The organism is Thermotoga sp. 2812B (assembly GCF_000789335.1).
In the GTDB taxonomy this organism is placed as follows: domain Bacteria; phylum Thermotogota; class Thermotogae; order Thermotogales; family Thermotogaceae; genus Thermotoga; species Thermotoga maritima.
Genome location: NZ_CP003408.1, coordinates 1,079,865 through 1,102,661, shown reverse-complemented (window position 1 = coordinate 1,102,661; position 22,797 = coordinate 1,079,865). Strand labels below are relative to the sequence as shown.

The 22,797-nt window shown below is 46.6% G+C and carries 24 protein-coding genes and 2 tRNA genes; 16 read left to right on the top strand and 10 right to left on the bottom strand.

Translation table 11 applies throughout. The features are described from left to right. Positions 1-9 precede the first annotated feature (9 nt). From T2812B_RS05465 to T2812B_RS05425, 9 genes are read left to right on the top strand one after another with little or no spacing between them, the layout of a single operon-like run. The gene (locus T2812B_RS05465) at positions 10-825 is read left to right on the top strand and encodes a bifunctional 5,10-methylenetetrahydrofolate dehydrogenase/5,10-methenyltetrahydrofolate cyclohydrolase (RefSeq protein ID WP_039454557.1); all 816 of its coding nucleotides are present in this window, start codon (positions 10-12) and stop codon (positions 823-825) included. Beyond that, entirely contained in the window at positions 822-2,006 is a 1,185-nt protein-coding gene (xseA, locus tag T2812B_RS05460; RefSeq protein WP_008194464.1) for an exodeoxyribonuclease VII large subunit, read from the top strand. The genes T2812B_RS05465 and xseA overlap by 4 nt, the downstream gene beginning before the upstream one ends. Further along, on the top strand, positions 2,003-2,230 hold the full coding sequence (locus T2812B_RS05455; RefSeq protein ID WP_008194462.1) for an exodeoxyribonuclease VII small subunit: 228 nt from the start codon (positions 2,003-2,005) through the stop codon (positions 2,228-2,230). The genes xseA and T2812B_RS05455 overlap by 4 nt, the downstream gene beginning before the upstream one ends. After that, positions 2,193-4,019, top strand: coding sequence for a 1-deoxy-D-xylulose-5-phosphate synthase (gene dxs / locus T2812B_RS05450; protein WP_039454554.1), 1,827 nt, complete (start codon positions 2,193-2,195; stop codon positions 4,017-4,019). Before T2812B_RS05455 ends, dxs begins: the two co-directional genes overlap by 38 nt. Continuing rightward, positions 4,016-4,345 (top strand): Asp23/Gls24 family envelope stress response protein, encoded by a 330-nt coding sequence (locus T2812B_RS05445; protein ID WP_004082317.1) that lies wholly within the window; start codon positions 4,016-4,018, stop codon positions 4,343-4,345. Before dxs ends, T2812B_RS05445 begins: the two co-directional genes overlap by 4 nt. A gap of 16 nt (positions 4,346-4,361) precedes the next feature. Continuing rightward, positions 4,362-5,948, top strand: coding sequence for a DAK2 domain-containing protein (locus tag T2812B_RS05440; RefSeq protein ID WP_008194455.1), 1,587 nt, complete (start codon positions 4,362-4,364; stop codon positions 5,946-5,948). Further along, positions 5,945-7,561: a tetratricopeptide repeat protein gene (locus T2812B_RS05435; RefSeq protein ID WP_008194452.1), complete on the top strand. Its 1,617-nt coding sequence runs from the start codon at positions 5,945-5,947 to the stop codon at positions 7,559-7,561. The genes T2812B_RS05440 and T2812B_RS05435 overlap by 4 nt, the downstream gene beginning before the upstream one ends. 2 nt (positions 7,562-7,563) lie before the next feature. Next, positions 7,564-8,769 carry a 2,3-bisphosphoglycerate-independent phosphoglycerate mutase gene (locus tag T2812B_RS05430; protein ID WP_008194451.1) on the top strand — a complete coding sequence of 402 codons (1,206 nt, stop codon included), beginning with the start codon at positions 7,564-7,566 and terminating at the stop codon, positions 8,767-8,769. After that, complete coding sequence (locus tag T2812B_RS05425; RefSeq protein ID WP_008194449.1) at positions 8,766-9,941, top strand: ComEC/Rec2 family competence protein; 1,176 nt, start codon at positions 8,766-8,768, stop codon at positions 9,939-9,941. Before T2812B_RS05430 ends, T2812B_RS05425 begins: the two co-directional genes overlap by 4 nt. Here the strand turns inward: T2812B_RS05425 and T2812B_RS05420 are convergent. The 4 genes from T2812B_RS05420 to T2812B_RS05405 form a co-directional block, all read right to left on the bottom strand. After that, positions 9,856-10,314 carry a Fur family transcriptional regulator gene (locus T2812B_RS05420; RefSeq protein WP_008194447.1) on the bottom strand — a complete coding sequence of 153 codons (459 nt, stop codon included), beginning with the start codon at positions 10,312-10,314 and terminating at the stop codon, positions 9,856-9,858. The two genes, T2812B_RS05425 and T2812B_RS05420, sit on opposite strands and share 86 nt — an antisense overlap. 19 nt (positions 10,315-10,333) lie before the next feature. Next, positions 10,334-11,368, bottom strand: a complete 1,035-nt coding sequence (gene nusA, locus T2812B_RS05415; protein WP_008194445.1) for a transcription termination factor NusA — start codon at positions 11,366-11,368, stop codon at positions 10,334-10,336. A gap of 12 nt (positions 11,369-11,380) precedes the next feature. Continuing rightward, positions 11,381-11,833 carry a ribosome maturation factor RimP gene (rimP, locus tag T2812B_RS05410; protein ID WP_008194443.1) on the bottom strand — a complete coding sequence of 151 codons (453 nt, stop codon included), beginning with the start codon at positions 11,831-11,833 and terminating at the stop codon, positions 11,381-11,383. A 61-nt stretch (positions 11,834-11,894) separates the two neighbouring features. Continuing rightward, positions 11,895-11,985 (bottom strand) — tRNA-Ser (locus T2812B_RS05405). 362 nt (positions 11,986-12,347) lie between these two features. On the opposite strand from T2812B_RS05405, the gene T2812B_RS05400 reads away from it, so the two are divergent. Genes T2812B_RS05400 through T2812B_RS05375 form a run of 6 tightly spaced genes read left to right on the top strand, consistent with a single transcriptional unit; the run spans position 12,348 to position 19,001 of the window. Continuing rightward, positions 12,348-13,577, top strand: coding sequence for an argininosuccinate synthase (locus T2812B_RS05400; RefSeq protein WP_008194441.1), 1,230 nt, complete (start codon positions 12,348-12,350; stop codon positions 13,575-13,577). Next, entirely contained in the window at positions 13,574-14,770 is a 1,197-nt protein-coding gene (gene argH / locus T2812B_RS05395) for an argininosuccinate lyase (protein ID WP_004082327.1), read from the top strand. The genes T2812B_RS05400 and argH overlap by 4 nt, the downstream gene beginning before the upstream one ends. Further along, on the top strand, positions 14,767-15,786 hold the full coding sequence (argC, locus tag T2812B_RS05390) for an N-acetyl-gamma-glutamyl-phosphate reductase (RefSeq protein ID WP_004082328.1): 1,020 nt from the start codon (positions 14,767-14,769) through the stop codon (positions 15,784-15,786). Before argH ends, argC begins: the two co-directional genes overlap by 4 nt. Positions 15,787-15,802: 16 nt before the next feature. After that, complete coding sequence (gene argJ, locus T2812B_RS05385; protein ID WP_004082329.1) at positions 15,803-16,996, top strand: bifunctional glutamate N-acetyltransferase/amino-acid acetyltransferase ArgJ; 1,194 nt, start codon at positions 15,803-15,805, stop codon at positions 16,994-16,996. Beyond that, positions 16,993-17,841, top strand: coding sequence for an acetylglutamate kinase (argB, locus tag T2812B_RS05380; protein ID WP_004082330.1), 849 nt, complete (start codon positions 16,993-16,995; stop codon positions 17,839-17,841). The genes argJ and argB overlap by 4 nt, the downstream gene beginning before the upstream one ends. Positions 17,842-17,843: 2 nt before the next feature. Beyond that, positions 17,844-19,001, top strand: coding sequence for an acetylornithine transaminase (locus T2812B_RS05375; protein WP_004082331.1), 1,158 nt, complete (start codon positions 17,844-17,846; stop codon positions 18,999-19,001). Between the two features lie 19 nt (positions 19,002-19,020). Here T2812B_RS05375 and T2812B_RS05370 read toward each other — a convergent pair whose 3' ends face one another. Together T2812B_RS05370 and T2812B_RS05365 are read right to left on the bottom strand one after the other, a co-directional pair. Then, a complete protein-coding gene (locus T2812B_RS05370) occupies positions 19,021-19,200 on the bottom strand; it encodes a hypothetical protein (RefSeq protein WP_004082332.1) in 180 nt (59 codons plus the stop codon). A gap of 86 nt (positions 19,201-19,286) precedes the next feature. Next, positions 19,287-20,117: a DMT family transporter gene (locus T2812B_RS05365; protein WP_227738404.1), complete on the bottom strand. Its 831-nt coding sequence runs from the start codon at positions 20,115-20,117 to the stop codon at positions 19,287-19,289. A gap of 220 nt (positions 20,118-20,337) precedes the next feature. Here T2812B_RS05365 and T2812B_RS05360 point away from each other — a divergent pair. Beyond that, positions 20,338-20,413: transfer RNA gene (locus T2812B_RS05360), tRNA-Glu, on the top strand. 48 nt (positions 20,414-20,461) lie between these two features. Here T2812B_RS05360 and T2812B_RS05355 read toward each other — a convergent pair. From T2812B_RS05355 to T2812B_RS05340, 4 genes are all read right to left on the bottom strand, one after another. Continuing rightward, positions 20,462-21,007 carry a YkgJ family cysteine cluster protein gene (locus T2812B_RS05355; protein WP_012896304.1) on the bottom strand — a complete coding sequence of 182 codons (546 nt, stop codon included), beginning with the start codon at positions 21,005-21,007 and terminating at the stop codon, positions 20,462-20,464. A gap of 77 nt (positions 21,008-21,084) precedes the next feature. Then, positions 21,085-21,936 carry a GGDEF domain-containing protein gene (locus T2812B_RS05350; protein ID WP_008194432.1) on the bottom strand — a complete coding sequence of 284 codons (852 nt, stop codon included), beginning with the start codon at positions 21,934-21,936 and terminating at the stop codon, positions 21,085-21,087. Positions 21,937-22,056: 120 nt separating this feature from the next. Continuing rightward, positions 22,057-22,329 carry a hypothetical protein gene (locus T2812B_RS05345; protein WP_008194431.1) on the bottom strand — a complete coding sequence of 91 codons (273 nt, stop codon included), beginning with the start codon at positions 22,327-22,329 and terminating at the stop codon, positions 22,057-22,059. Positions 22,330-22,345: 16 nt separating this feature from the next. After that, entirely contained in the window at positions 22,346-22,771 is a 426-nt protein-coding gene (locus T2812B_RS05340) for a hypothetical protein (RefSeq protein WP_227738406.1), read from the bottom strand. Between the last annotated feature and the right edge of the window lie 26 nt (positions 22,772-22,797).

Sequence of the window (22,797 nt, the reverse complement as noted above, 5' to 3'; positions counted from 1 at the left end):
GGTCACACCGTGTGGATCGACTGTAAGACAATAGCTCGAAGTATCGAGGAAAGAACGAAAGAGAGAGTAGAAAAGCTCGGTTTCACTCCCAAACTGGTCAGCGTTGCGTGTACAGACGATCCATCGGCCCTTTCTTATCTGAAATCTCAGAGAAAAAAAGCTGAGAAACTCGGAATAGCCTTTGAAATAATGAACGTTTCTCCAGAGGAGATAGTTTCCACGCTGAAGAAACTCGGATCGGATGAAAGTGTGAACGGAGTTTTCGTTGCAAGGCCTTTTCCTCTGGGGCTCGACGAGAAAGAAATCCTTTCCTCAGTTCCCGTTGAAAAAGACGTCGAAGGTGTGAATCCTGTAAACCTCGGACTTCTTCTTTACGACGAAGAGATCTTTCCTCCATGCACGGCCGAAGCCGCTGTGAGAATACTCGAAAGAGAAACAAACCTCTCTGGAAAAAGAGTCACCGTTGTTGGAAGAAGTGTCACCGTGGGAAAGCCGCTCGCTCTGATGCTCTTGAAGAAAGGAAGGGACGCGACCGTCACGGTTTGTCACTCCAGAACGGTGAACCTCGAAGAAATAACGAAAAACAGCGACATCGTGGTGGTAGCCGTCGGTAGAGCACACTTTTTGAAGAAGAACATGGTAAAAGAAGGAGCGATCGTGATAGACGTGGGGATAAATTACGTGGACGGAAAACTCCAGGGAGATGTCGATCCATCGGTTGAAGAAATCGCCAGAGTGACTCCCGTTCCAGGGGGTGTGGGACAGGTAACGACCGCACTCCTGTTCGAACACGTTGTTAGAGCGGCGGAGAGACAAAGGAAATGAAAGATTACACCTATTCCGTTACAGAGATAAACGAGTACATAAAGAACTTGATAGAAGGAGATCCTTATCTCACCAACGTGAGTGTTTACGGTGAGATCTCTGGTGTTCGCCCCAGGAAGGGGCATATTTTTTTCTCCTTAGTTGAGGAAAACGCCAGGCTGGAGTGTGTGATATTCGGCGGAGACAACATGGGAATTCGCCTTCAGGAGGGCAGAATGGCCCTTGTTGAGGGAAGTGTCAGCGTTTACATTCCTCATGGAACCTACAGATTCATCTGCTCGAACGTTCGATATCTGGATCAAGCTGGCATGTATCAGATAAAGTTCGAAACCACCCTGAAGAAGCTCCTTGAGGAAGGTCTCCTCTCCAGACCAAAGAAAACCGTTCCCAGATTCCCCAGGAAAATCGGTATCATCACCTCTCGAGACTCCGCCGCCCTGCAGGATGTGATAAGAACCGCCAGAGAAAGAAAGGCCCCAATCGAAATTTACGTCTTCCACACCTCCGTTCAAGGTGACTCTGCAAGAGAAGAGCTTATAAAAGCTTTGCGAAAAGCGAACGAATACGATCTCGATCTTGTTATGATTGTGAGAGGCGGTGGTTCCAAGGAGGACCTCTGGGTTTTCAACGAAGAAGACGTGATCCGTGAGATCCTCAGGCTTCGACATCCCGTTGTAACGGGGATAGGACACGAGATAGACCGTGTGATAGCGGATTTCGTGGCAGATGTATCGATGCACACCCCAACAGGAGCCGCCGAGTATGTGATACCGGATGCGAGTGAAATACACGAAGACCTTGATTCATTCTTCGAAAAGTTGATAACTTCCCTGTCAAACAGATTCGATATGGAAGAGAGAAGATTGGAAACTCTTTATTTTCGCCTCAGAATGATCGGCCGGAGAAAACTCGAGCTAAACGAATTTAAAATAGAAAGGGTCAAAGAATTGGCCACAAAGTTGAAAAAGAAACTCATGGATTATTTTGAACACAATCAAAAGAAACTCGACAGTCTCGGCAGAATGCTCGAAAGTTTGAACCCGTTGAGACCTCTCGAAAGAGGGTTCGTCCTGGTGAAAAAAGAAGGAGAGATCGTCAAAGAATCTTCCGATCTGAAACAAGGAGATGTAGTGTCGCTCGTTTTCAAGGATGGAACGAAGAAAGCGCAGGTGATAGGGTGAATTTCGAGGAAATGATGAAAGAACTGGAGGAAATCGTAAACAGACTGGAAAACGAGGATCTTCCTCTCGAAGAATCCATCAAACTCTTCGAACGCGGAGTGGAACTTTACAGAAAGTGCAAAGAGATTCTTCAGCAAAACAGACTGAAGATCATAGACGTGATGAAAGAGCTGGAAGGTGAGATAGATGCTTCTGGACGAGATCAAGAGAATGAGCTACGATGAGCTGAAAAAACTGGCAGAAGACATCCGAAAAAGGATCACAGAAGTTGTCTTGAAGAACGGGGGGCACCTCGCATCGAATCTCGGAACAATAGAATTGACACTTGCCCTCTACAGGGTCTTCGACCCGAGGGAAGATGCTATTATCTGGGACACTGGCCACCAGGCTTACACACACAAAATTCTCACCGGTCGTGACGATCTGTTTCACACGATAAGAACCTTCGGCGGTCTCAGCGGTTTTGTGACGAGAAGAGAATCTCCACTCGACTGGTTTGGAACGGGCCACGCCGGAACCTCCATAGCCGCGGGCCTTGGTTTCGAAAAAGCATTCGAGCTGCTCGGAGAGAAAAGGCACGTTGTGGTCGTCATCGGTGATGGTGCACTCACCTCCGGCATGGCACTCGAGGCACTGAACCAGCTGAAGAATATCAACTCGAAGATGAAGATCATACTGAACGACAACGGCATGTCCATCTCGCCAAACGTAGGTGGGCTCGCCTATCACCTCTCAAAATTGAGAACCAGTCCAATCTACCTGAAAGGAAAAAAAGTCCTGAAGAAGGTCCTCGAAAAAACAGAGATCGGATTCGAAGTCGAGGAAGAGATGAAGTATCTGAGAGACAGTCTCAAAGGAATGATACAGGGAACCAACTTCTTTGAATCCCTCGGTTTGAAATACTTCGGTCCCTTCGACGGTCACAACATAGAGCTACTGGAGAAAGTTTTCAAGCGGATCAGAGACTACGATTATTCATCGGTCGTCCACGTGGTAACCAAAAAAGGAAAAGGGTTCACCGCCGCGGAAGAAAATCCCACGAAGTACCACAGCGCTTCACCATCTGGAAAACCGAAAATGCTCTCCTACAGTGAGCTGCTGGGACACACCCTCTCAAGAGTAGCGAGAGAAGACAAAAAAATCGTCGCCATAACAGCTGCGATGGCCGACGGAACAGGACTTTCCATATTCCAGAAAGAACATCCCGATCGCTTCTTCGATCTCGGGATAACGGAACAGACCTGCGTAACCTTTGGAGCCGCTCTCGGTCTTCACGGAATGAAGCCTGTGGTCGCCATATACTCTACCTTCTTACAGAGAGCGTACGATCAGATTATTCACGATGTAGCTTTGCAGAACGCTCCCGTTCTCTTTGCGATTGACAGATCCGGTGTGGTGGGAGAAGACGGTCCCACCCATCACGGCCTGTTCGACATAAATTATCTGCTTCCTGTCCCGAACATGAAGATCATCTCTCCGTCTTCTCCTGAGGAGTTCGTGAATTCACTGTACACCCTTCTAAAGCACCTCGATGGCCCTGTTGCCATTCGATACCCCAAAGAATCCTTCTACGGTGAAGTCGAATCCCTCCTGGAGAACATGAAAGAGATCGACCTTGGCTGGAAGATATTGAAGAGAGGAAGGGAAGCCGCGATAATAGCGACCGGTACCATTTTGAACGAAGTTTTGAAGATACCGCTGGATGTAACTGTGGTTAATGCTCTCACGGTGAAACCGCTGGACACAGCTGTTCTGAAAGAAATCGCCAGGGATCACGATCTCATTATCACCGTTGAAGAGGCCATGAAAATCAGTGGTTTTGGATCTTTCGTTGCTCAGAGACTTCAGGAAATGGGATGGCAGGGAAAGATCGTTAATTTAGGTGTCGAAGATCTTTTCGTTCCTCATGGGGGTAGAAAAGAACTTCTCAGCATGCTGGGGCTGGATTCGGAGGGGCTCACCAAAACTGTGCTAACATATATTAAGGCCAGAAGTAGGGAGGGGAAAGTATGAGGATCATGCTGGAAAATGGGGAACTCGAAATTACACTCAACGCACTGAAAAAAATCGTGTACTTTGCGACTCTGGAGAGCTACGGAACGGTAGGGCTGGGAGATTCTCGTTCCTTCTTTGAGAGAATCTTTGGAGGGGACAGAGGCATTAAGATCGAAGAACTGGAAGATTCTTCCCTCAACGTTGATGTGTACATCGAGGTGGAATACGGAGTGAACATCAGAGAAGTCGCCAAGAACATTGCGGACAACGTTGCTCACAAGCTGAAAACCCTCGCTGGGTGCGAAAAACTGAACATAACAGTCCATGTGGTAGGTATCAGGTGAAACGGAGGTAGAGACCTTGAAAAAGATCACAGGCAGATTTCTCAAGATCATCATAAAGAAGGCAACTGAAAATCTATTAAAACACAGAGATGAAATAAACGCCCTGAACGTGTTTCCCGTTCCAGACGGAGACACGGGGTCCAACATGTGTTCCACCATGCTGGAGGCGTGCAAGTACATAGACAACGTTAAAAGCGATGATCTCGTTGAGGTGTGGAAAGCCGTAAAAGAAGGCGCACTGATGGGAGCCCGGGGAAACTCCGGGGTGATACTGTCCCAGATTCTGAGGGGAATGGCAGACGCTTCTCCTAGAGAGTACATCACACCAGCGGATTTCGTAAAAATGATCTCAAACGCCAGAAAAGTCGCTTACAGCGCCGTCATGAGACCCGTTGAAGGAACGATGTTAACGGTCGTGAGGGTTCTGGATGAACGGCTACAAGGCAAGAATTTTGAAACTTTCGAGGAACTCTTCGACTGGATTGTCGAAACAGCGAGAGACACTGTGAACAGAACTCCACACATGCTTCAAAAACTCAGAGAAGCCGGTGTAGTGGATGCCGGTGCAAAGGGCCTCTATTACATATTCGAAGGCATGAGGGACGCCGTAAAGGGAAACATACAGGTTAATCTGGAAGAGGTGGAACAGGCTTCCGTTGAAGAGCTCCAGAGAATGGCTTTTGAAGAGATAACGAACCGCTACTGCACGGAAGTGGCCGTCAGGAGGAACCAGGTGGTTGAAAAAAGCGAACTCGAAGCTTTCCTCAACGAGATCGGTGACTCTGTTGTCCTCGTCGAGCAGGATGACCTGATAAAACTGCACGTTCACACGAATCATCCGGGTCAAGTACTGGAAAAAGTCATCGAATTCGGAGAAATAGTAAAGGTGAAAATAGACAATATGAAGCTTCAACACGAACATGTGATTTCTACACAGCCCACAAAGGAAATCGGGGTTGTTGCTGTTTCGCCTGGAAAGGGTATCTCAGATATACTGAAGAGCCTCGGAGTGGACGTGATAGTACCCGGCGGTCAGACCATGAATCCCAGCTTTGCCGATCTGAAAGCAGCCGTGGAACAGACACACGCCAGGAATGTCTTTTTGTTCCCAAACAACGCAAACGTCCTTCTCACAGCAAAGCAAGTAGCGGAAGCTTTCGACGATAGAAGAGTGATCGTTGTTCCAACTTCCTTCGTTCAAGAGTGTGTGGCTGCCATGGTGGAGTACGATCCCGACGCGGAACCTGAAGAACTTCTAAAGAGATTTGAAGAAGCCATCTCCCAGTGTGTTCCCATCTCCGTTACAAGGGCAGTGAGAGATTCCAGGTACGGAAACAGACGAATAAGGAAAGGTGAGTATCTGCTGTTTGTCAGAAAGGAGCTCGTGTCCCACGGGTTCAGCCTCGTGAAGGTCTTGAAAGAAGCCCTGGAAAAGGAAAACGCACACGAAAAAGAGATACTGACGGTTTTTCTGGGAGACAACTACAGAAAACCAGAACTTGAAAAGATTCAAAAACTCATAGGAGAAGAATTCCCAAATCTCGATCTTGAAATCTACGAAGGAGGACAGCCTCACTATCCTTATTTGATGCTTCTACAATGAGAGGTGGAAATATAAAGGCAATCGTTTATCTCCCGCTGGATCCAGAAAAAGCGAAACAGAATAATCTTCCAGTGAAACTCCCTGTCCTCGCTGAAGATCTCCCGAAGGTACTGGAAGAAGATAGGATACCCCTCGATGTCATATTGAGGGGTCTGGAAGCCCAGTACGAGATCACAAAGGATGAATACTACAGATCCTATTATGTGTTCTTCCTCTACGAGAAATTCAAACAGCTCCTGCGCGAAGGAAAGCTCGACGAAGCCGAGAAAATTCTGGAAAAAGCCAAGGAAGTTCAGTACGACTACCGCTATCATTTCTACCGTGGACTTCTCCTGAAACACAGAGGAGAGCTTGGAGAAGCAGAAATCGAAATGAGGCTCGCCATTTCGATGAACGACCGTTTCGCACCAGCATATTTTGAACTTGCCGGTATACTCAAAGAGAAAAACGAGATCGAAGACAGTCTTCTCTTCTACGAAAAAGCCTACGAAGTCAACAAAGAGTTTCTCTTACCACTCCTCAAGAAAGGAGATCTCCTTCTGGAAGAAGGAAGGCTCGAAGAAGCGATCGAAGAATACAGGAGAATCCTCGAGAAAGACCCCAATTTTGTCGAAGTCTACGAAAGACTGGGAGTTATTTACAATCAGCTCCAACGATTCAAAGAAGCAGAGAAGTTCTTCAAAAAGGCTCTGGAAATAGAACGAAAAGATCATGTGGAGTACAATCTCTCTTACACTCTCATAAAACTCGGAAAACTCTTCGAAGCTCTCGAAATCCTAAAGAGACTTTATGAAAAAAACCCCGATGATCCCATGGTAGCCAACGAATACGGACTCCTTCTCAAGACACTCGGGCTGTACGAAGAAGCCCTCGAGGTCTTTGAGGATGCTTACCGCAGGCATAAAGAAGAGGAGATTCTGAAGTACAACTACGGAACGATCCTGCTTCACTTTGAGAAGGAGAAAGCCATATCCATCCTCTCGGAAATCTCTGGTGAGCTGAAAGATAGAGCCGAGTTTATGATCTCACTCGCAGAAAAAGATGTGATGATCCCCTCTTACGAGGAATTCGAATGGCTGAAAGATTACTTTTTCGAGGGCACCATCGATGTTGTTGCTCTTTCGGAAGAAATCGATTCAGAAGACGAGTATGCGAAAAGACGAATAGAGAGACTCAGAGAAGGGGAATTTCCGTTTTACGATACAACACTGGACTCTTCAGAAATGCTCGAAGTGATCCTCGGTATCATGTTCGAATCCCCCGATATCTTCAAAATGGAAGAAAACGCCGTGAAATTCGTCTCCGCGTTCTACGGTAGCTCTGTGATGATCGCCTCCACAATCGTTTTGACGAGAACTTTCCAGTATTTTCTCGCTGAAGAAGAACCTACCATGGAGGAACTTTTGAGAGAACTGGTCGCGGAGACCCAGGATGTGAACTGGAAATTTTCTCTGAGGCTCGCCAGATTCAGGCACGCAGACAGGTTTGATTTCAACAGACTCTCGGATCTTGTTATCGCGTTTCTACAATCCATAGAGCAGGGAACACCTGTATCAGATGACGAAAGGTTAAAATATCTACTGGAGAAACTGACTTTTCAGAAGGAGGGATAGAGATGTTCGATAAACAGGAGTTCGTATCGAAACTTGTCACAGAAGAAAAAGCAAAGATTGTTCTCCTCGTAATGGATGGTCTTGGGGACATTCCCGTGAACGGAAAAACACCTCTTCAGGCTGCGAACACTCCGAATTTGGATAACCTAGCAAAGGAAAGTGATCTCGGACAGACGATACCCGTTCTTCCCGGAATCACCCCGGGAAGCGGACCAGGACACCTTTCGCTCTTCGGATACGATCCCATAAAGTACCAGATTGGAAGAGGAATCCTCGAAGCTCTCGGTATAGGTGTTGAAGTGGGAGAAAAAGACGTCGTTGCAAGGGCGAATTTCGCCACCTGGGATGGAAAAGTGGTCCTCGACAGAAGAGCCGGAAGGCCTGCCACAGAAGAATCCGCCAAGGTGGTTCAGCTGCTCTCGGAAAAGATAAAGAAAATCGAAGACGTTGAGATCACTTTTTATCCTGGAAAAGAACACAGGTTCGTCGTGAAATTCACGGGGGAAGGACTCGGAGATAAAGTGACGGACGCAGATCCCCAAAAAGAAGGACATCCCATGGTTTGGGCTGAAGGTCTGGACGAACCTTCGAAAAAAACGGCAAGGATCGCCAACGAATTGATCAAAAAGATAGCGGAAGTTCTGAAAGACAACCCGAAGATAAACTTCGCCCTCATCAGAGGCTTCTCCAAATACCCGGATCTTCCGAAATTCCCTCAAGTTTACAAGATGAAAGCGGGAGCTATAGCAACATACCCGATGTACAGGGGACTTGCGAAACTCGTGGGAATGGAAATAATAGAAACGGGCCAAACTGTAGCAGATGAGATAAAAACGCTGAAGGAAAAATGGAACGACTACGACTTCTTCTACGTCCACGTGAAGAAAACCGACTCTTACGGTGAAGATGGAAAATTCGAAGAAAAGGTGAAGGTGATAGAAGAAGTCGATGCAATCATTCCAGAGATAGTTTCACTGAATCCCGACGTTCTTGTGATCACGGGTGATCACTCCACTCCCGTTCCGCTGAAAGCACACAGCTGGCATCCCGTACCTCTTCTCATCTGGTCCAAATATACAAGAAGAGGTCTCTCTCAGGCTTTCAACGAGTTCGAATGTGCGAGGGGCACACTCGGAACGATCCATGCGAGCGACGTCATGACCCTGGCGCTCGCGTACGCCGGAAGGCTGGAAAAATTCGGAGCATGATACTCGTTTTCTTCTCCCTGTGTCTCGGGGCGCTGATCGGCGCCCTTTTTCGTTTTCCGTGGTACGTGCTTTTTCTACTGGCAGCTATCTTCTGGAAAAGAAACAAAGATATCTCTGTGGTGATACTCTTCACTCTTCTGAGCGCTTCCCTCTACCAGATTGGAACCCTTCCCGCTGGAAACTACGAACTGGTAGGATATGCGGAAAGGGGAAGGTTGAAACAGGTGAAAGTGTTTCAAGAAAAGTGGAAGAGGATACACCCTGTGAGAATAGAAACCTCAGAAGAGGGATACGTCTACGCAATCGGATACTTCGATGGAAAGGCCTTCCATCCTTCGTACATAAAAAAGGTCGAAAAGCCTTCCCTCAAGACCCTGAAAGAGTCTTTCTCCGGAATGGCGAACGGAACAGTTCTTTCCGTACTTTTCGGAGAGAAAAACGGAGATATTTACAGAAGTGGTCTGGGACACTTCTTTGCAGTTTCAGGACTGCACGTGGGAATAGCTTTCTCACTCTACACAACGCTGTTGTCTTTCCTGACATGGAGAAGAACTTACCAGGAACTTGCCGCGCTTTTGTTACTTGTTCCCTACGTGATCGCAGTGGGCACGCCTTCTGTGATCAGGGCTTACCTGACTATTTTTCTATGGGTAGCGTTCAAAATCTTCGGTTTCAGGACGACTCCCCTTCATACAACGGCAACGGTGGGATCCTTTATGATGATCGTGGATCCCACCGTTGTTTTCACTCCCTCTTTCCTGTTGTCCTTCTTTGTCACCCTTTGCATACTGGAGTCAAAAAATATTTTTGAACTGACAGCGAGGGCTTATCTGTCAGCTCTACCGTTTCTCTGTCTTTTCTTTGGAGGAACCAACGTGTCAGCTCTGCTTCTCTCTATTCCAGTGTCCCTTCTCATGATACCAGTAACGTGGCTCGCTCACCTTTCGTTTCTTCTATTCCTCCTGGGACTCAAAACATCCGCTTTGATCACAGCAAAGATAACAAACATCGTCTCGCTTCCTCTGAACTGGTTCATAAAACTGGCGAATCTGTTCCCTGAAGTTCCTCTTCCACAGTATCTTTACTTCATTTTGATCTTTTTCCCTCTTCTTTTTCTTTCGCCTGACATTCGGGACATATTCCGTAAAATTTCAGGTCGTGCCATTTTATAACGTAACCTGTTTTTTCAGAAACGTCTGATATTATTTTATTCACCTGTTCTGAGTTTATCTCCACGATCCTCCCACACTTCTGACAAATCACGTGCTGATGCGATTCCCTGTTAGATCGATCGGCCAGCTCGTACCTGTAAAGTCCTTCTCCGAAATTCAGTTTTCTCAAAAATCCAAGCTCTACAAGAAGTTCCACCGACCTATAAACCGTGGCTTTGCTTATTCGAACGTTCCTGTTCAAAAGTTCTCGGTAAACTTCTTCTACTCCCAGATGCCTTCCTCGAGACTCCAGGAAGATCTTGAGAATCATTTCCCTCTGTGCCGTGATTCTGTATTTTCTCTTCTTCAATTCGTTTCGAAGTTCTTCGTACATCTGAGCACCTCCTTCTGCTTCACAGGTTCATGATCGGTTTTATGTCTATTTTCCATCCTGTGAGCTTTGCAGCGAGTCTCGCGTTCTGCCCTCCTTTTCCTATGGCGAGGGAAAGCTGTGTCGGAGGAACTAGAACGCGTGCTGCCTTGTTCTCTTTGTCGAGTATCTCCACTTCTATGACGGTAGCCGGCGCGAGGGCGTTCGCTATGAGCTGTTTGGGATCGTCCGACCACTTCAGAACGTCGAGTTTTTCACCCTTAAGCTCCTTCAGTATGGCGGCTATCCTTGATCCTCCTTCACCGATGCAGGCACCTATGGGATCCACGTTCGGATCGTTCGATGCAACTGCCACCTTTGTTCGAACACCGGGTTCTCTGGCGATAGCCTTTATTTCCACGATTCCATTCTCCACTTCCGGAATTTCGAGTTTCATCAAGCCAATTACGAACTCCGGTACTCTCCTGCTCACGAGTATCTTCGGCCCCTTGGTTGTTTTAACCACATCGATGATGTAGACCTTCACCAGATCACCGGCTTTAATTTCTTCATCAGGGATCCACTCTTTCTTTGGAAGCCTTGTCTCGAGTTTTCCTATTCTGATATCCGCCCACTCGCCCATGACTCTTATGACTTCAGCGGTTGTAACCGTTCCTTTGAGTTCGGAATACTTCTCGAACTGTTTCTCCTTCTCGAGTTCTCTGATTCTCTGGATGAGAACCTGCTTTGCTGTCTGCGCGGCTATTCTTCCAAAATTCTTAACGTTCAGTTCCTTCTTAACAATAGACCCTACTTCCGCGAGGGGATCGATCTTTTTCGCCTCATCGAGGGATATCTGTGTTGCAGGATCTTCCACTTCTTCCACAACTTCGAGGAGCTGATACACTTTTATGTTTCCCGTGTTCCTATCTATAACAACCTCCACGTTCTTGGAATTTCCAAAGTTCTTCCTGTAAGCACTCACCAGTGCTTTTTCAAGGATAGGAATGACCTCTTCTTTGGAAATTCCTTTTTCTTCCTCCAGCTGGTCGAGGGCTTCCAGCAAGCCTATGTTCATAATGCCACCTCCTTAAAATTCCACTTCCAGATTCGCTCTCTTCACATCATCGATGTTTATTTCGTATTTCTTCTTCCCGTCCGAGATCGTGATAGTTCCATCGACAAAGGATTCGATTCTGCCTACGAAGGTCTTTCCATCCTTTGTTACTATTTTCGCGAGCTTTCCGGTGAAACGAACGTAATCTCTCGGACCCCTCAACGGTCTGTCGAGTCCCGGCGAAGAGACTTCGAGTGTGTAGGAGTGTTCTATGAAGTCTTCACGATCGAGGAATCGTTCCATCTCCCTCGAAAAGAGCTCACAGTCCCTCACACTCACATAACCCACGGGATTGTCTATGATGATTCTGAGGACCCATCCTCTGCTCTCACGTCTGTATTGAACATCAAATATTTCCAGCCCTTGCTCTTCTGCTATCCTTTCCGCTTCTTTTCTTACCTTCTCGAGGATCATTTCTTCAAACATGCTCTCACCCACCCCGTATGATGAATGAAAAACCGGGACCTGAAAAGTCCCGGTCTTTCTCTGGCGGAGAGGGTGGGATTTGAACCCACGGGTGGCTTTTGGCCACCACACGCTCTCCAGGCGTGCGCCTTAGACCCCTCGGCCACCTCTCCTCTCCACACCAGAAAAATATTATACACTCAATCGTTTCCTTGTTCAAGTTTTCATTTTTCTTCCTTCTTTTTCATTCTGAAGTATCTCCATACTCCCACGGCGAAAACGAAAAGCGCAAAGATGGAGAGGATCTTTGTTATCATTGATTTCTCACCTCACATTTATTATTTTACTATCTCACGGAAAGGACTTTCAATATTGACGGAGATTGTCTTTTCCGTAATTGATATTCATAAACACGAAAATAATATGTGGATCGTATCCTTTACAAAACTGAAAATAACAGTGAAAAAACACTTCATACAAATTATTTCAAATAATCCTATAATTATGCTATCAAGAACAAAGAGGAGGGTTCATCATGAAAGAGAAAGTCGTTCTTGCATACAGTGGTGGTCTCGATACTTCCGTCATTTTGAAGTGGCTCTGCGAAAAGGGCTTCGACGTGATAGCTTACGTTGCAAACGTTGGACAGAAGGACGATTTCGTTGCAATAAAAGAAAAGGCCTTGAAAACAGGCGCTTCAAAAGTCTACGTGGAAGACCTCAGAAGGGAATTCGTCACAGATTACATATTCACCGCACTCCTTGGAAACGCCATGTACGAAGGAAGGTACCTTCTTGGAACCGCTATCGCAAGACCTCTTATAGCCAAAAGACAGGTGGAAATAGCCGAGAAAGAAGGAGCACAGTACGTTGCGCACGGTGCGACCGGGAAAGGAAACGACCAGGTGAGGTTCGAGCTCACCTACGCCGCTTTGAATCCAAATCTCAAAGTTATCTCACCCTGGAAAGACCCTGAATTTCTCGCCAAATTCAAGGGCAGAACAGATCTCATAAACTACGCTATGGAGAAAGGGATTCCAATCAAAGTCTCCAAAAAAAGACCCTACAGCGAAGACGAAAACCTCATGCACATTTCCCACGAAGCGGGCAAACTGGAGGATCCCGCACACATACCTGACGAAGACGTGTTCACATGGACAGTCTCCCCAAAGGACGCTCCGGATGAAGAAACCTTGCTCGAAATCCATTTCGAAAACGGCATTCCGGTGAAAGTTGTGAACCTCAAAGATGGAACAGAAAAGACAGATCCCCTCGAACTCTTCGAATATCTGAACGAAGTAGGTGCGAAAAATGGAGTGGGAAGACTCGACATGGTCGAAAACAGATTCATAGGTATAAAATCAAGAGGGGTGTACGAAACTCCGGGCGCGACGATCCTGTGGATCGCACACAGAGATCTCGAAGGAATCACCATGGACAAAGAAGTCATGCACCTGAGAGACATACTCGCTCCGAAGTTCGCGGAGCTCATATACAACGGTTTCTGGTTTTCTCCAGAAATGGAGTTCCTCCTCGCAGCGTTCAGAAAAGCACAGGAGAACGTGACCGGAAAGGTGACGGTATCCATATACAAAGGAAACGTCATGCCCGTTGCGAGGTATTCACCGTATTCACTGTACAATCCGGAACTTTCGAGCATGGACGTCGAAGGAGGATTCGATGCCACTGACTCGAAGGGCTTCATCAACATTCACGCCCTGAGGTTGAAGGTCCACCAGCTCGTGAAAAAGGGGTATCAGAGATGAGTGAAAAACTCTGGGAGAAAGGCTACAAAGTCAACGAAGAAGTAGAAAAATTCACTGTCGGAGACGATTACATAACGGACATGAAGATCATAGAATACGACATAAAGGCCTCCATAGTACACTCCAGGATGCTACACAAAATAGGCCTTCTGAGCGCGGAAGAACAAAAGAAAATAGAAGAAGCGCTCAGTGAACTCCTCAATCTTGTAAAAGAGGGAAAGTTCCAGATAAAACCGGAGGAGGAAGACTGCCACACCGCCATCGAGAACTTTCTCGTGAAAAAACTTGGAGAGATCGGAAAAAAGATCCACACCGCTCGCTCAAGGAACGATCAGGTCTTAACCGCGCTGAGACTCATGTACAAGGAAGAATTGAAAGAGATAGAAAACCTCATTAGAGAACTTCAAAAAAGCCTGGAAAGATTCATAGAAAAGTTCGGTGACGTGAAATTTCCAGGATACACCCACACCAGAAAAGCAATGCCAACCGATTTTGCAACGTGGGCAGGAGCGCTGAAAGACGCCCTCGAAGACGATCTGAAACTTCTCAAAACGGCTTACGAAATCGTAGATCAATCGCCTCTGGGGACGGGAGCTGGCTACGGTGTTCCCATCGACATAGACAGAGAGTTTACAGCGAAGGAACTCGGATTCTCGAAGGTCCAGTGGAATCCCATCTACACCCAGAACAGCAGGGGAAAGTTCGAATATCTGATTCTTCACACGCTCTCTCAGATATCTTACGATCTGAACCGGTTCGCCTCCGATATCATATTCTTTTCTCTTCCAGAGATAGGTTATCTCAAACTGCCAAAAGAGCTCTGCACGGGAAGTTCCATCATGCCACACAAGATAAATCCGGATCCACTGGAACTCGTAAGGGCCCATCACCACACGATAGTTTCGAAGATGCTGATGGCAGTCACTCTGCCGTCAAATCTCATCTTCGGTTACCACAGAGACTTCCAGCTTTTGAAGAAGCCGGTGATAGAGGCTTTCGAAGTTGTTAAGAATATCGTAAGAATAATGAAAATAATTTTTGACCATCTTGAAGTTGATAAAGAAAGATCTGAGTCTAGTATTACTGAGGAAGTACTGGCCACACACAGAGTCTATGAACTGGTGAAACAAGGAGTACCGTTCCGCGACGCTTACAGGATGGTAGCGGAAAAGTACGGGAGGGAAAAAGATTGATCAGAGCTGGAATAATAGGTGCGACAGGTTACACAGGACTGGAGCTCGTCAGACTTTTGAAAAACCACCCCGAAGCGAAGATAACCTATCTGTCCTCGAGGACCTACGCCGGAAAGAAACTTGAAGAAATCTTCCCTTCGACACTGGAGAACAGTATTCTCAGCGAGTTCGATCCAGAGAAGGTCTCAAAAAACTGCGATGTTCTTTTCACGGCGCTTCCAGCCGGTGCGAGTTACGATCTCGTCAGGGAGCTCAAAGGTGTGAAGATAATAGATCTTGGCGCGGATTTTCGTTTCGACGACCCGGGAGTGTACAGAGAGTGGTACGGAAAAGAGTTGTCGGGATACGAGAACATAAAAAGAGTTTACGGACTTCCAGAACTCCATCGTGAGGAGATAAAGAATGCTCAGGTGGTGGGAAATCCCGGATGTTATCCAACGAGCGTCATCCTCGCTCTCGCTCCCGCACTGAAACACAATCTTGTGGATCCGGAAACGATACTGGTCGACGCGAAATCTGGAGTTTCCGGGGCGGGAAGAAAAGAGAAGGTAGATTATCTCTTCTCCGAGGTGAACGAAAGTCTCAGACCGTACAACGTGGCAAAACACAGACACGTTCCTGAAATGGAGCAGGAACTCGGGAAGATCTCGGGGAAGAAAGTGAACGTGGTGTTCACACCTCATCTCGTTCCTATGACGCGTGGAATCCTCTCGACGATATACGTAAAAACAGACAAATCCCTCGAAGAGATACACGAAGCGTACCTCGAATTCTACAAGAATGAACCGTTCGTTCATGTTCTTCCCATGGGAATTTATCCTTCGACGAAGTGGTGCTATGGATCCAACCACGTCTTCATCGGTATGCAGATGGAAGAAAGAACAAACACGCTCATACTGATGAGCGCAATAGACAACCTCGTGAAGGGGGCGTCGGGACAGGCAGTTCAGAACATGAACATCATGTTCGGTCTGGACGAGACGAAGGGACTCGAATTCACTCCAATATATCCGTGAAAGGGGTTGGAAAAGAGTGTTCACTCCCAGGGGTTTCAAGTTCGCAGGAGTACACTGCAAGATAAAGAGAAAAAGAAAAGACCTAGGAATCATTTTCTCTGAAGTTCCGTGCGTTGCCGCGGGAGTCTTCACCACCAACGTTGTCAAAGCAGCACCGGTGATTTACGACATGGAGATCCTGAAAAAGAATCCAAACGGTATCAAAGCGGTCGTTGTGAACAGCGGTGTGGCCAACGCATGTACCGGTGAACAGGGAATGATCAACGCAAGGAGGATGGCAGAAAAAACGGCTGAAGAGCTCGGTGTTCCCGTTGAAAGTGTCCTCGTTTCCTCCACAGGGGTAATAGGGGTTCAGCTTCCCATGGATAAGGTGGAAAACGGCATAGAAGAAGCGGCGAGGGTGCTTTCAAACGATCCTCTTCCGTTTGCCGAGGCGATCATGACAACCGACACAAAGGTGAAGATGCACAGCACCAAGGTGATGATCGATGGAAAAGAAATCACCGTTCTGGGAATCGCCAAGGGATCCGGCATGATCCACCCCAACATGGCAACCATGCTCTCGTTCATAACGACAGACGCAAAAATTTCTGAAGAAGCCCTGAAAAAACTCTTAAAGCTCTCAGTCGATGATTCCTACAACATGATAGACGTCGATGGAGACACGAGCACGAACGACATGGTGATCGTTCTCGCAAACGGTCTTGCGGGCAACACAACGATCCAGCCCGAAACGGATGGTTTCTGGAAACTCTACGAAGCCGTTCACGAGGTGAATCAGGTTCTCGCGGAGAAGATAGTGGAAGACGGTGAGGGAGCAACGAAAGTCATGGAAGTCCATGTAATCAACGCCCCCGATATAAAGTCAGCGAGACTGATCGCCAGATCGATCGTTTCCTCAAACCTTGTGAAGACAGCCATATATGGGGAGGACGCGAACTGGGGAAGGGTCATCGCCGCGGCGGGGTACTCCGGTGCAACCTTTGATCCTGAGAAACTCGACCTGTTCTTCGAAAGCGAGGCGGGAAGGATAAAGGTGGCGGAAAACGGGCAGGGAGTATCTTTCGACGAGGAAGAAGCGAAGAAGATTCTCAGCGAAAAGAAGATAAGAATAATCCTCGACATGAAACAGGGAAAAGAGACCGCAAAAGCGTGGGGATGTGATCTCACGGAGAAGTACGTTGAGATAAACGGGAGGTACAGAACATGAGGATCGACACGGTCAACGTTCTCCTCGAAGCCCTTCCATACATAAAGGAATTCTATGGGAAAACCTTCGTCATAAAGTTCGGCGGCAGTGCGATGAAGCAGGAGAACGCAAAGAAAGCCTTCATCCAGGATATAATTCTCCTGAAGTACACTGGAATAAAACCGATCATCGTTCACGGTGGAGGGCCTGCCATCTCCCAGATGATGAAGGACCTCGGTATAGAACCTGTTTTCAAGAACGGGCACAGGGTGACCGACGAGAAAACCATGGAGATCGTTGAGATGGTCCTCGTTGGAAAGATCAACAAAGAAATCGTGATGAACCTGAACCTGCACGGTGGACGGGCCGTTGGAATCTGCGGAAAAGATTCAAAACTCATAGTGGCAGAAAAGGAGACGAAACACGGAGACATAGGTTACGTTGGAAAAGTGAAGAAGGTCAATCCAGAAATTCTTCATGCACTGATAGAAAACGATTATATCCCGGTGATTGCCCCTGTGGGAATAGGAGAAGACGGTCACTCCTACAACATAAACGCCGATACCGCAGCTGCAGAGATAGCGAAAAGCCTGATGGCAGAGAAGCTCATCCTCCTCACGGACGTGGACGGTGTTCTGAAGGATGGCAAACTCATCTCCACTTTGACACCGGACGAGGCAGAGGAACTGATCAGAGACGGCACAGTGACGGGGGGAATGATTCCGAAGGTTGAATGCGCCGTGTCTGCAGTGAGGGGGGGAGTGGGAGCCGTTCACATCATAAACGGGGGATTGGAACACGCGATCCTGCTGGAGATATTCAGCAGGAAGGGTATCGGAACCATGATAAAAGAACTGGAGGGGTAAAGATGTATCTGATGAACACTTACAGCAGGTTTCCAGCAACGTTTGTCTACGGTAAAGGCTCCTGGATCTACGACGAAAAAGGAAACGCGTATCTCGATTTCACTTCAGGAATAGCGGTGAACGTCCTCGGACACTCTCATCCTCGACTGGTGGAGGCCATAAAGGATCAGGCAGAGAAGCTCATTCACTGTTCAAATCTTTTCTGGAACCGACCGCAGATGGAACTGGCAGAGCTTCTGTCGAAGAACACGTTCGGTGGCAAGGTTTTCTTCGCGAACACGGGAACCGAAGCGAACGAAGCCGCCATAAAGATAGCGAGAAAATACGGAAAGAAAAAGAGCGAAAAAAAATACAGAATCCTCTCCGCCCACAATTCTTTCCACGGAAGAACTCTGGGCTCCCTCACAGCGACGGGACAGCCGAAATATCAGAAACCTTTCGAACCACTCGTTCCCGGTTTTGAATACTTCGAGTTCAACAACGTAGAAGATCTGAGAAGAAAGATGTCAGAAGACGTGTGTGCTGTGTTCCTCGAACCGATTCAGGGAGAAAGCGGAATAGTACCAGCCACCAAAGAATTCCTTGAAGAGGCTAGAAAACTATGCGACGAGTACGATGCACTTCTTGTGTTCGATGAGGTTCAGTGTGGAATGGGAAGGACAGGAAAACTCTTCGCGTATCAAAAGTACGGAGTCGTTCCGGACGTTCTCACAACCGCCAAGGGACTCGGTGGGGGAGTCCCCATTGGAGCTGTCATCGTGAACGAAAGAGCAAATGTTCTGGAGCCGGGAGATCACGGCACCACGTTCGGAGGAAACCCGCTCGCCTGCAGGGCCGGGGTGACCGTGATCAAAGAGTTGACGAAGGAAGGCTTCCTCGAAGAAGTGGAAGAGAAGGGAAACTACCTCATGAAAAAGCTCCAGGAAATGAAAGAAGAATACGACGTGGTAGCCGACGTGAGGGGAATGGGACTCATGATAGGGATTCAGTTTAGAGAGGAAGTGAGCAACAGAGAGGTCGCCACGAAATGCTTTGAAAATAAACTGCTCGTCGTTCCAGCAGGTAACAACACAATCAGATTCTTACCACCGCTCACGGTAGAGTACGGAGAGATCGATCTGGCAGTTGAAACGCTCAAAAAAGTCCTGCAAGGAATTTAAAAGGGAGGCTTTGCCTCCCTTATTCTTTCTTCTTTTTCTCGCTTTTTTTCTCCTCTTCTTTTTCCATCACTTCTCCTTCTTCACCCAGCTGTTCGAGCTCCCCGCCGCATTTTTCGCAGTACTTGTTCAGCTGATATTCGATAGACGTTGCGGAGTAGTAGATTGCTCCACATTTTTTGCATCTGTATATGTAAGGCATGAAAACACCCCCTTGTGAGTATTACCGCGTCTTATGAGCCTTCGCTTCGCTCCTGTGATATATTCTAATACTTTATTTGGTCAGTTTCAAGTTTTTAGAATGAATAATACGAGTCCTATCATTGCAACTATAAAACCGATGATTTCAAAAAATGTTACAGTTTCACCCAAAAGAAGAAAAGACCACAGAATAGAAAGAACCGGCTCTCCAACCAGAACAACACCCACTACACTTGAAGGTAAATATTTGAGCGAGAGATTGATGAGGAGATACCCCAGAAACGAACATCCCACCCCCAGACCGATGAGAATGAACCACTCCCTCGCTTCAACGACCCTGAACGATGGCACGAGGAAAGCCAGAACAGTCGAAGCTAAGGCGTGTGTTTTCAGGCTGAAGTTCATACTTCCCATGGCCCTGTTCAGGTATCTTCCAAGAACAAGGTATCCACAAAAGAACACCACACCGATAACTGCGAGCAAATCACCCCTCGAAATACCTGAAAAACCCTCTTTTCCAGCAAGAGCCAGTACCACCCCCGCAACGACCATGCTTCCCGTGACGATTCTGAAAGGACTGAGCCTCTCACCGTAGACCAGCCACGAGAGCAATCCCGTTAAAACAGGCTGAAGCGTCAAAGGTATAACGGCTCCGGCAACGGTGGTGTGGTTGAAGGCAGAAACCCAGAAGAAAAAGTGCATCGCAAGGAAAAATCCAGTAGCCAAAGAGAGAACTTCCTTCTTCAAAGAAAAAAGCTCAACTCTTCTCTTTACCAGAAAGAAAAACAGTGAAGCGATGAAAACCCTGTAGAAAGCGATGGTCGCAGGTGGAAGAGAAGAAAGTTTTATGAGTATCCCCGAAAAGGACGCCACTAAAACACTGAGTAAAGGATAGAAAACGGGTTTCAAGTGCTTCACATCCCCTGGAAGTGTTTTGGATGAACACCAGAAGTTATTAAATCGTACTGGTAAACCGGTTGCTACACTGAACAAATGAACTACGAGTGCGATTCTGGGATCAAAAGGATAGAAGACAGTAATTCAAATGAAGCATTATCTCGTAACGATTTATTTACATCCTCGACCACTTGAACAATTCCGTATTTTATAGTATATTTCTTTCTGGTGCACACTTCATGCCCCCATCGTCTAGCGGCCTAGGACACTGGCCTTTCAAGCCAGAGGCAGGGGTTCGAATCCCCTTGGGGGCGCCAGAGATCGAAGGGATGCCAGAGGAGCATCCCTTTTGTTTTTTTATTCATTCATGCACTCCTATGTTTGAACGCCGGGAAAATCCGATAGTAAACGTATTCCAAAGCTTTTTTCAGTGCGATATTTATGGGATATCTTTCCTGTGCGAGGAAGAAATCTATAGCGAGCAGTTTTGAGTACATTTCGCTGCAGTTTGGAAGGGTTTCAATGAAACTGGAAAGCGCAGGTTTCAGATATTTACATCCCCACACTTCTGGTTTTTCCTTTCTAAGAACGTAACTTCCCGAGAAGAGACGACACACCATAGGTCTGAAAGAGTGATACAAACAACCACCACGCTCAGAATGTGGATCGAAGAGTACACATCGATCCATTTCATCAACATTTTCAAGGATCTCTAACCACTTCTCTATCGAATCGTTTTGCAAGAGATGAATTGCGAGGGGAACAAATTCAAGAATGGTAACCTCAATATTAACAGAGGGAGTATTACAACACTCCCTGCATCCATTGCAGGAAGGAAAATTTTTCTGGATACTATCCAGTTCCTCGTAAAGCTTTATAACCTGTAGAGAAAGCTCTATTAGTCTTTCCACGAAGGATATTTATAACTCGCTGAAGTTAAAAAAACAGATAAGAGTTTTGAAAAAAAGAAGGAATAAAAATTGAAAAATCATGAGCGAAGCAAATAAGGTGTTCTCATTTCCTTTGCTCTATACATTCGCATATCTGCTACTTTCAGAAGTTCTTCAAGATTTTCTCCGTCTTCAGGAAATCTGGCAACTCCTATGTTCGATGCAACAGTTAAAGTTGTGTTCCCCACTCTGATGGGTTCTCTGAAGGTGGAAAGAATCCTTTCCAGGAAGAATTTCAGATACTCTTCTTTCATATCGTAGAGGAGAATGGTAAACTCATCGCCACCGTATCGAGCCACCACATCGCTCCTTCTTACCCTGTCCAAAATCCTTCTCGAAACTGTCTTTAACACCTCATCACCTGTCAGGTGACCGTATGTATCATTTATTGCCTTAAATCCAGCAAGATCCAAGAAAAGAACGAATGCCTTCTTTCCTTCACGCTTTGCCAAGTCCAGATATTTGTTTCCCAACTCGAAGAGATAGCGTCTGTTTGGAAGTCCTGTCAGTGGATCGTGATAAGCCATGTATTTCAGCTCTTTCATGCCAAGCGAGAGTCCCTCACTTTCAACAGCCACCAGTAGAGTCTGAATCAAAAGAACAGCATCTTCACTCAGAGACCCTTTCAGATATAGAACCAGAGATCTCCTACATTCACCATCTTTCAACACTGAAATAATCGCAGTTTTGCTGTTTTTCATTCTGAGAAGATGTCTCAGTTCTTCCAGTGTGAAGAAAAATCCCTCCTTGAAAAAGGGAGGAACTTTTCCCTCAGAAACTTTCACAGAAAGCTTCCCACTTTCACCGTCGTTTTCCAGGAAAACAAAACCGATTACAAGCTGTGAGGAACGCAACACTTTTTTCAACAATTCAAAATGATCGTTATTCACAGCTGTCACCCTTTGAGATTCAACTTTTTATTGTCTGAATTATATCACATTATTCTTTCGAAAACGATCAAATAATTTTCGATATTGTGTTATCATCATTGTTACTGTGGTGTGCGAGGTTCAGTTCTTTTCTCCCTCAATATGGAAAACGAGCCATCTGTTCTCTGCCAAAACCCAGAGATCAGATGGTGTTTTGAGTTCAGTTTTGACCCTTTTTGCCGCGGGTACTGCCAAACCTGCTATAGTCGCTGGTACCTCGTACAGGTACCACCATCTTAGCTTCTGAAGACGTTGCAATCCCTCGTTCTTGGTCAGGACATCTTTGAGCTTAATTTCTCCTGCATGGTCACGCCTGCACATATCCAGCGTGCTGACATCTCCCACAAAAATCATCGTACCAAACACCTCCTTAAAGAACTCTCAAAAACGCATCTCGAAGGGTCATAGAAGGTTCAGCTGTTCTTTTTATGATTTTGAAACTTTTCGGATTTTCAACGCCGTAGTTGTAGCGCGGGTGAAGGATGTCGTCTTTCGTTTTGAAGTCGGGAAGTAGTTTGTATTTAACTACATCAGCTTCGAAAGATACAACGTCTCCTACAGCAATATCCATATTTTCAGGGATCCTTTTGATCGCAACCCACAGATGATCCACCTTGACCTTCTTATCCAAATACCTCACAGTAACGTTTGTTATGAGAATTGTTGGCTTTTTCGAGAAAGGACTTCTTGTGGTACCAAACGCTTTGATTTTCCCCCTGACAGAAACTCTCTTTCCAACAAAAGGCAAAAGTTCGTTTCTAATTCTTCTCCTTGTCTTGTTTGATATCACATCCATCCCCCCTTGAATACAAATTTCATAAA

Coding starts and splice junctions, on each gene's coding strand:
- xseA (WP_008194464.1), top strand. CDS start 822: ATGAAAGATTACACCTATTCCGTTACAGAGATAAACGAGTACATAAAG.
- dxs (WP_039454554.1), top strand. CDS start 2,193: ATGCTTCTGGACGAGATCAAGAGAATGAGCTACGATGAGCTGAAAAAA.
- T2812B_RS05445 (WP_004082317.1), top strand. CDS start 4,016: ATGAGGATCATGCTGGAAAATGGGGAACTCGAAATTACACTCAACGCA.
- T2812B_RS05435 (WP_008194452.1), top strand. CDS start 5,945: ATGAGAGGTGGAAATATAAAGGCAATCGTTTATCTCCCGCTGGATCCA.
- T2812B_RS05430 (WP_008194451.1), top strand. CDS start 7,564: ATGTTCGATAAACAGGAGTTCGTATCGAAACTTGTCACAGAAGAAAAA.
- T2812B_RS05425 (WP_008194449.1), top strand. CDS start 8,766: ATGATACTCGTTTTCTTCTCCCTGTGTCTCGGGGCGCTGATCGGCGCC.
- T2812B_RS05420 (WP_008194447.1), bottom strand. CDS start 10,314: ATGTACGAAGAACTTCGAAACGAATTGAAGAAGAGAAAATACAGAATC.
- nusA (WP_008194445.1), bottom strand. CDS start 11,368: ATGAACATAGGCTTGCTGGAAGCCCTCGACCAGCTGGAGGAAGAAAAA.
- rimP (WP_008194443.1), bottom strand. CDS start 11,833: ATGTTTGAAGAAATGATCCTCGAGAAGGTAAGAAAAGAAGCGGAAAGG.
- T2812B_RS05400 (WP_008194441.1), top strand. CDS start 12,348: ATGAAAGAGAAAGTCGTTCTTGCATACAGTGGTGGTCTCGATACTTCC.
- argH (WP_004082327.1), top strand. CDS start 13,574: ATGAGTGAAAAACTCTGGGAGAAAGGCTACAAAGTCAACGAAGAAGTA.
- argB (WP_004082330.1), top strand. CDS start 16,993: ATGAGGATCGACACGGTCAACGTTCTCCTCGAAGCCCTTCCATACATA.
- T2812B_RS05375 (WP_004082331.1), top strand. CDS start 17,844: ATGTATCTGATGAACACTTACAGCAGGTTTCCAGCAACGTTTGTCTAC.
- T2812B_RS05370 (WP_004082332.1), bottom strand. CDS start 19,200: ATGCCTTACATATACAGATGCAAAAAATGTGGAGCAATCTACTACTCC.
- T2812B_RS05345 (WP_008194431.1), bottom strand. CDS start 22,329: ATGATTTTTGTGGGAGATGTCAGCACGCTGGATATGTGCAGGCGTGAC.
- T2812B_RS05340 (WP_227738406.1), bottom strand. CDS start 22,771: ATGGATGTGATATCAAACAAGACAAGGAGAAGAATTAGAAACGAACTT.